The organism is Bradyrhizobium sp. URHA0013 (assembly GCF_000518345.1).
Classification (GTDB): domain Bacteria; phylum Pseudomonadota; class Alphaproteobacteria; order Rhizobiales; family Xanthobacteraceae; genus Bradyrhizobium.
Genome location: NZ_JADK01000019.1, coordinates 20,716 through 27,135, shown reverse-complemented (window position 1 = coordinate 27,135; position 6,420 = coordinate 20,716). Strand labels below are relative to the sequence as shown.

The following is a 6,420-nucleotide window of genomic DNA, read 5'->3' as shown; positions in this document are numbered from 1 at the left end:
GACTTGCCCGCGTTCCCTGACAACAACCCGTCGAGTTCTGCTGCCCATCGTCCCAGCTTCGGCCGCGGCTGGACAACACGCTCGTACTCGAATGAGGTCTCTCCCGATCTCAGCACCTTCCGGACTGTGTTCCGCGACACCTTCAGGTCACGGGCGATCTCCTTGATCGTCTTGCCCTTGATGAAGTGCTCGCGCCGTATCCGGGCGATTGTCTCCACGATCAGCATCCCCGACCACCTGCTTCATGACGAAGCAGGCAGCGCAACAGACCAACCTGTAGGGGGTCAATTTTGGACGCCGATCCCCCGGCTTAGGGGGTCAATATTGCAGGCCGAATGACACATCGAACACATGCTCGCCCTCGCGACGAAGTTCGACGTGAGCAAGGACGCGATGGCGCGCGCCTACGCGGAATACCATTCGGCGACGATCGCCTTCGTTGTCGTCCGCGACGGCAAGGTGGGCCCGGTCTACCGCAACAGAACCAGATTTCCCTTCGTCACCGCGGTGCGCGGCAAGCCGGTTCCGGAGCGGTCGCTGTTCTACCGGAAAGGACTGCGGGTCGGCGTGCCCAGCGACATCGACTCACGCCTGCCCGACAACTGGATCGACGTCGAACGCGGCCGGCAGGCCCCGACGATGAGCGAACAGGTCTACCTGCAGTCCAACGGCTTCGCGTTGATCATGCTGTGGTACGAGCCCGCGGACGACCCCGATTTCGATGAGGATGGCGAACGGACGGCCAAGGAGCGGCTGCAGCATCGTCTGGCGCGCTTCTCCTGAACCGACGCACATGATCTGAAGCCAATCGTAGCGCTATTGATCTGTGCCGATTTCGAGCTGTCCAACATCGGAATCTCCCTTCCTGACATCGCGACCCTGGACATCGATATTGCTGTCTCATCTGTCGCGGCATTGGGCGTCTGTGGCTCTAGACCGTTCGGTCGCCACCGCTCGCATAAAGATATGCGCGCCCGTTTGCTCGGTTGTTGTAGTCTCCACAGAGCGCTTCGAAAACCGCTTCGGTCTCGATGTCGCTCCATTCCCACTCCTTGGAGTTCCAATGTTCGTCGTAAAAGCCGTCGAACCGGTACGCGTCCTGGTCGTGATGGAAAGCGATGAGTCCTGGTGTATTTAGACCCAGTGCCCCATCGATCAGAATGCCGGCGCGTTGAAGCGCGCCGTCGACCGTGCCAGCTCCTTCAAAATCGGGCGTCCTATGAATGGACGCGCCCACTTCGCCGAATGCGAGGTACCACAGCGCACCGCTTACGCAGGCGCCGCCCGAGTCGGGCGTGAAGTAGTAAGGTGCGAGAGTGCCCAGTCTCTGCCCGGGGAGCGGCAACCGGAGCAGGTTGGCCAACGCGAACGTGGGCCCCCGCTTGAATTGGGTGTTCTTGAAGTTGCCTGCGGCCTTCTGGATGAGGTTTTCGATGACGATTCTCGTCGATCGCGGATCGTAGCCGGCGCCGCCTCCGTACCGACGGTGAGGAGCGATCTCGCCTTCGGCCGCTGCTATGGGTCGCCCTTCTGCGATCTGCCGATCCAATTCGATCTGGACGTCCATGCCGTCGTCGAGCATCTCCGGCAATCGTTGGGGCGCGTCGACAATATCGAGGGATTTCACCTCGACGTAGAACGACAAAGCCCTCGGCGCACCGTTGATTTCGGCATCCAATTCGCACTCGAAGTCCGGGCCGGCCTGAGCGGTTTCCGTGATCTTCGTGATCCTCAGCCGACCATTGCCGCGCTCCCGGAGCAGACGGCAGACGATGGCTTCGGAGTAGACGTCGAACACGGAACGATAGACCTCGTGGCGCGGCAACCTGGTTTTGGCGGTCAATTTTTCCAGCATGTCCTCCGCGAACGTCCTCATGGTTCGATCGGTCACGGCGTCGTCCTCGATCGCCCGCACCTGCCCCGGATCAAATTGAAGGAGCGTGTAGTCGCGGGTAATGCCGCTGTGGAGGCGATGCTCGTCCAACAAGGCCTGCGTCACCGGATAAGCCATTCGTAATGCACTTTCGTAGGTCTGCTCGAATTGCGACTTGAAGTCTGCACAAGCCATTGGGTTCGCAAGAAGGGCAAGCATGTGATCCGTCAGATCAACGAGACCTTGCTCCTTCAATTGCGCGGCTCGATTTCGTAAGACGTTCAGCCAGGCCGTATCGACGCCACCCAACCGATAGGCAGCGTCTCGGCGCGCCAGTGGCAGGTGGAGTTCGAAGGCATCGGCCAGATCCGTGTTGTTCGGTACCGACCAGATCGGAGTTTGCGCGAGCATACGCGATAGATGCTCCATCTTCGGGCTATATCAAGGGATCGCTTGGCGGAAACTCCGGCACTTGAAGAAGTCGCGATTGAATAGCGTCGCCAATGGTCGTACCCGAGAGCAGCACAGCTTGGGCGACATCTGCCCGAAAGCGGCAACTGAGGTTGCAAACGACCTGAGCTGAACGGGCCGGAGGGACATTGGCGTCACAGGAGCCGCAACTCGTGTTCGCGAAGGGTTCGCGATGCGTTTTTCAATGCCTCAGCGGCGATTTCGCATTTCGACCGAACATCGAGAACAGCTTCCATGAGGTCTGCCCTATATTCGTCGCCCTCCAGAAGTTGGCGCTTTGGATAGCCGTACGCTTTGGCCCTCTCGATCAGAGTTAACCTCGAGCTCTTGTACTCGGCATCCTGTTCCGGATCGATGTCGGAGAACGCCTCGCGATATTCGGGCAAGGTTTTGGCCGCCTCGGTAACTCCGAACAGTGCCGGTCCGCCGTTACTCATCCAGCGTAGATCGTTGTATTCGGACACCGCCCCGAGCAATCTTCGCGATGCCTCGACCGCGTCCGACAAGCTGTCGCGGAAATCATTGCCCTCCGGCAGAAAACTCATGATCTCCTCCAGCGATCGCGGCCGATTGACGAAAGGCAGACCGAGCTGATGGGCGAAGCCGGATTCCGGCATCCGCAGGGCCTCGCTGCTTACGCCCAGCACCCAAACATCCATCCTATCGAAGTAGTCCCTGATGCCATCCAAATCCGACGAAAGTACCTTGCGGATGATGGTGCGCTGATCTTCCTCCGACATCGGGGATCTCTTATGCCCCGTCCCGCTCTTCCGATCCGTGTCTGGCGCGCCACCATCCTTGAATTCGACGGCCACGCTTTGAAGTTCGAATTTACCCCCGTCGGAATACGGGTCAAAATAGAATTTTACGCTGGATCGTTTGGTGTTCGGATCGAATCTCACGATATCATAGCACATCGGCCGACCGTCGACGCCGGTTGTCGATCCGCAACCGATGACGGTGATCTCCTGGGTGTCGACGGATGTACGCGCGACGTGGGGGACGTGCTTGTGACCGTGCAACACCAGAGGGATCTCGCGCCGGGCGCACCAGCGCAAGAACTCGTCGGCGTTTTCGAATTCGGTGAAGACGTCGTCGTTCCGAGCGAATCTCGCGATAAGCCGTTCGTAGAGGGCGGCCGGCGCGGCGCCGTATTTAAGAGGGTGATGGTGCACCAATGCGACCTTGAAGAACTTCGAAGCATCGTCTCGCTCGGTCTCTTCTGCCTCGTAGTCGATCGCCATCTGCCTTCGTTGCTCGGCGGACACGCCGCCTCTCGCCCAATCTCCCATTTCATTGGAGTTGAAACAGAAGAAGACGGCCTGGAGATCTTCGTCGACGACCAGATTGGGGAGACCGAGGCTCGCTACATGGGACGCGTCCTCACGCATCTTCCGGTAGTCCGTCCCTCCGACGCGAAAATCATGATTGCCCGGAACGACTATGATTGGTTTCCTCCGGGTCATGGATCTGAGATCGTCGCGAAACTCCTGGTACTCCTGGCGAAATCCCAGAACGGGATCGTTGAAAAGATCTCCTGTTATCACCGTAGCATCGACTCCCGGGAGAACTTTACGGAGATGGGATTTCAGCCACGATCGGTTGAACCTCGCGTCGGCACGACCGAAGTGAAGGTCGCTCAAATGAAGGATTTGCTTGGTGCTTCGCCGCTTGACTTCGGCCGCGAGAATTCTTTCGATGTTTTCAGGATGTTTTTCCAGAGCTTCGACGAGGACTTTTCGGTAGAATCCTTTCGCCTCGCTCAGAGGCAGCACGCAGGCGGCCGTACCCGACCAGAAGAGTACGGCCGGCGAAAACGCGAGAGAGTCGGCCAATTCCGCGATCGCCGGAAAGGGGTTCAGGTATTCGACGAAGTCACGCCCTCTCTCGGGCATCAGCACCAGGCCGTGTCCCTTCGTGCTGATCGCGGTTTCGAGAAAGAACGTGAAACTCTCTTCGTCCCCACCGCGCTGCGACGGAATGATGAGACAGTACAAGTTATAGTCGCCGAAATGCTCTCGAAGGGGTCCGAGAACCGCCGCTACGTCCTCCGGCGCGAGCAAGCCAGGCTTCTTGTCGCGCAGCGCGTTGCGTCCCTCGGTGGCGGCGCTGCTGACGGCCTGACACCAATCGTCCGATCGTCCCTTCGTCGAACTCACCAGCGAAGACGGATCGTTCAATCCTTCAAGAAAGCCGTCGAGTTCAACGCTATCGGCGCTGGGCGCGCGCGTCCGTCGGCTGCTCGTCAAATAGGCAACGAAATTCGCGTGCTCGATGCTGAACCGTGCTCCCATGGCCGCTCCCTGCCCGGCAAATTGCGAGGAATGAGTTGATCGACCTGCCCCGCGCCGAATGTACGCTGTGCAACAAGGCGGGAGCGCGCCCTTCACCGCAGCTACTATAGGAGGACGCTCCGCGAACCCGCAACTCTCGTCCGCCGGCTCGCCGATCGGCCTGAAGTTCGATGCTGGAAGGCCCGATCCTGCCTGATGGCGTTCGGACTGCACGGCGGATGCTTCAGCAGAGCATCAGCGCACCATGGGCTCTCACGTCGGCAGAAGAGCATCGGGGACGGACGCACGGGTCGAACCGAGTTTGCGGCACTGCTTCCGAAGCGATCGGCTCCAGAGGCGCCTTTCCGCCGACGCATTGCGCCGACGGCCGAACGGACGCACCGAAACGACTCCCTCGCATCTTCGTTCGCGTCAGTCGATGCCCCTCACCTCGCCTAGTCGCTGCGAGGCCAGCGCACCTAATACCTCCACCGTTTTCCTTCGAAAGCGGTGACCGAGATATTATTTGACCTACGTTGTACGGGTCCACGCATACGTCTGCAGGCCGAAGAATCGATGGATTTGTACAGGCGTTGTACGCAAACACGGAAAATGCGCGGAAATTCGTCGCCCGGAGTCGCTGGAAACCCTTATTCTACGGGCATTTCTTGAGTTGGAGCGGGCGAAGGGAATCGAACCCTCGTATGCAGCTTGGGAACAAGCGGGAGAGGTGTCTGAGCCCGTCAGATCGAGCCAATCAAGAGATCATAAGACGCTACGGCAATTTCCAGAACCAGATGGGATCGGCGTTCCAATAGTCGGCTCCGACGGGATAGCTTCCGTCCCACAGGTCAATATGGCCCTGCCCCGGGAAATCAGGAATATTGAGGTAGGCAACCAGCCCCTTTTTTCCCTGAACGCTCGCGGGGGCGGTGCCCGGCGCATTGAGCCCGATGTCGTAAACGCCGAACACCTCCGCCTTGCGCAGAATGCCGGCCAGATCGCCCGCGCCCCGGACGAAATTGTGGGGGCAAAGGTTGACTCCGCTGTTGGCAAATTTCTCCTTGATCCCCGTGACCGTCTTGTCGAGAGCCTCACTCATGCGAATCGCACAGGTGTTCGGAAAGTGCATGGTGCAGTTATGAATCTGTGTCGGATCCGTCTTGTAGACGGCCCGGATGGCCGAAAACGCAGGCCTCGTCAGGGCAAACGGCGAGAGCATGTCGTGCAGGGCGTCCTGCAACGAGAGCTCATCGGGTACGACGATCACGTCCTTCGGAAGCGAGCCCGCCTGATAATTTCCGATATGCTCTTCGGGACCGACAAAGGCGATAACCCGCTTTCCCAGGCCCAGAGCAATTTCGAACTCGGCCTGGGTACCTTCACCGCCCGCCAGAACGATGACCACATCGGCCGAGGCCATGTTCATGATGTTGCGCGACTCGGCACTCTTTGGCGCATTGCCGGGAAGATGGGTGAAGATTGGGAGTTCGATCCACCGGTTCGGATAGCCGGATTTCGGAGTGAGCGCGTATGGCGACACGTGTCCGACTCGTGCTCCTGCAAAGCCTTCCGCGCTTCCCGGAATGATTCCGATCGAGCGTCCGACCCGGAGCGGCGTCCCGCAGAACGACTTTGCGACAATCTCCATCGCGCCGCCCCCGCCGCCGGTCAGCAAGTCGCATCCATGCTCCGCGATGATCCGACCTGCAATGCGGGCGCGTCGATCAAGCTCGGTTCCGTCGGCAACCGCGCCGCCGGAGGCCGCTACGACGATTTTGACCATTTTTCGATCTCTCGTTG

The 6,420-nt window shown here is 59.5% G+C and carries 4 protein-coding genes and 1 pseudogene; 1 reads left to right on the top strand and 4 read right to left on the bottom strand.

Annotated features, from left to right (window positions below):
- A pseudogene (locus N551_RS36690) lies at positions 1-227 on the bottom strand (IS21 family transposase); the annotation flags it as partial.
- A 124-nt stretch (positions 228-351) separates the two neighbouring features.
- On the opposite strand from N551_RS36690, the gene N551_RS36045 reads away from it, so the two are divergent.
- Positions 352-783 carry a hypothetical protein gene (locus N551_RS36045; protein ID WP_051462873.1) on the top strand — a complete coding sequence of 144 codons (432 nt, stop codon included), beginning with the start codon at positions 352-354 and terminating at the stop codon, positions 781-783.
- Between the two features lie 148 nt (positions 784-931).
- Here the strand turns inward: N551_RS36045 and N551_RS0120345 are convergent, their stop codons facing one another.
- The 3 genes from N551_RS0120345 to N551_RS36685 all read right to left on the bottom strand — a co-directional run bounded on the left by N551_RS0120345 (position 932) and on the right by N551_RS36685 (position 6,403).
- Entirely contained in the window at positions 932-2,284 is a 1,353-nt protein-coding gene (locus N551_RS0120345; RefSeq protein ID WP_027568454.1) for a hypothetical protein, read from the bottom strand.
- Between the two features lie 194 nt (positions 2,285-2,478).
- Complete coding sequence (locus tag N551_RS0120340; protein ID WP_027568453.1) at positions 2,479-4,638, bottom strand: metallophosphoesterase; 2,160 nt, start codon at positions 4,636-4,638, stop codon at positions 2,479-2,481.
- A gap of 754 nt (positions 4,639-5,392) precedes the next feature.
- Entirely contained in the window at positions 5,393-6,403 is a 1,011-nt protein-coding gene (locus N551_RS36685) for a T6SS effector amidase Tae4 family protein (RefSeq protein WP_051462872.1), read from the bottom strand.
- Positions 6,404-6,420: the final 17 nt, after the last annotated feature.

Bases quoted from the DNA above. Each gene is read 5' to 3' on its own strand.
- N551_RS36685 (WP_051462872.1), bottom strand. From the start codon at position 6,403: ATGGTCAAAATCGTCGTAGCGGCCTCCGGCGGCGCGGTTGCCGACGGA.
- N551_RS0120340 (WP_027568453.1), bottom strand. From the start codon at position 4,638: ATGGGAGCACGGTTCAGCATCGAGCACGCGAATTTCGTTGCCTATTTG.
- N551_RS36045 (WP_051462873.1), top strand. From the start codon at position 352: ATGCTCGCCCTCGCGACGAAGTTCGACGTGAGCAAGGACGCGATGGCG.
- N551_RS0120345 (WP_027568454.1), bottom strand. From the start codon at position 2,284: ATGCTCGCGCAAACTCCGATCTGGTCGGTACCGAACAACACGGATCTG.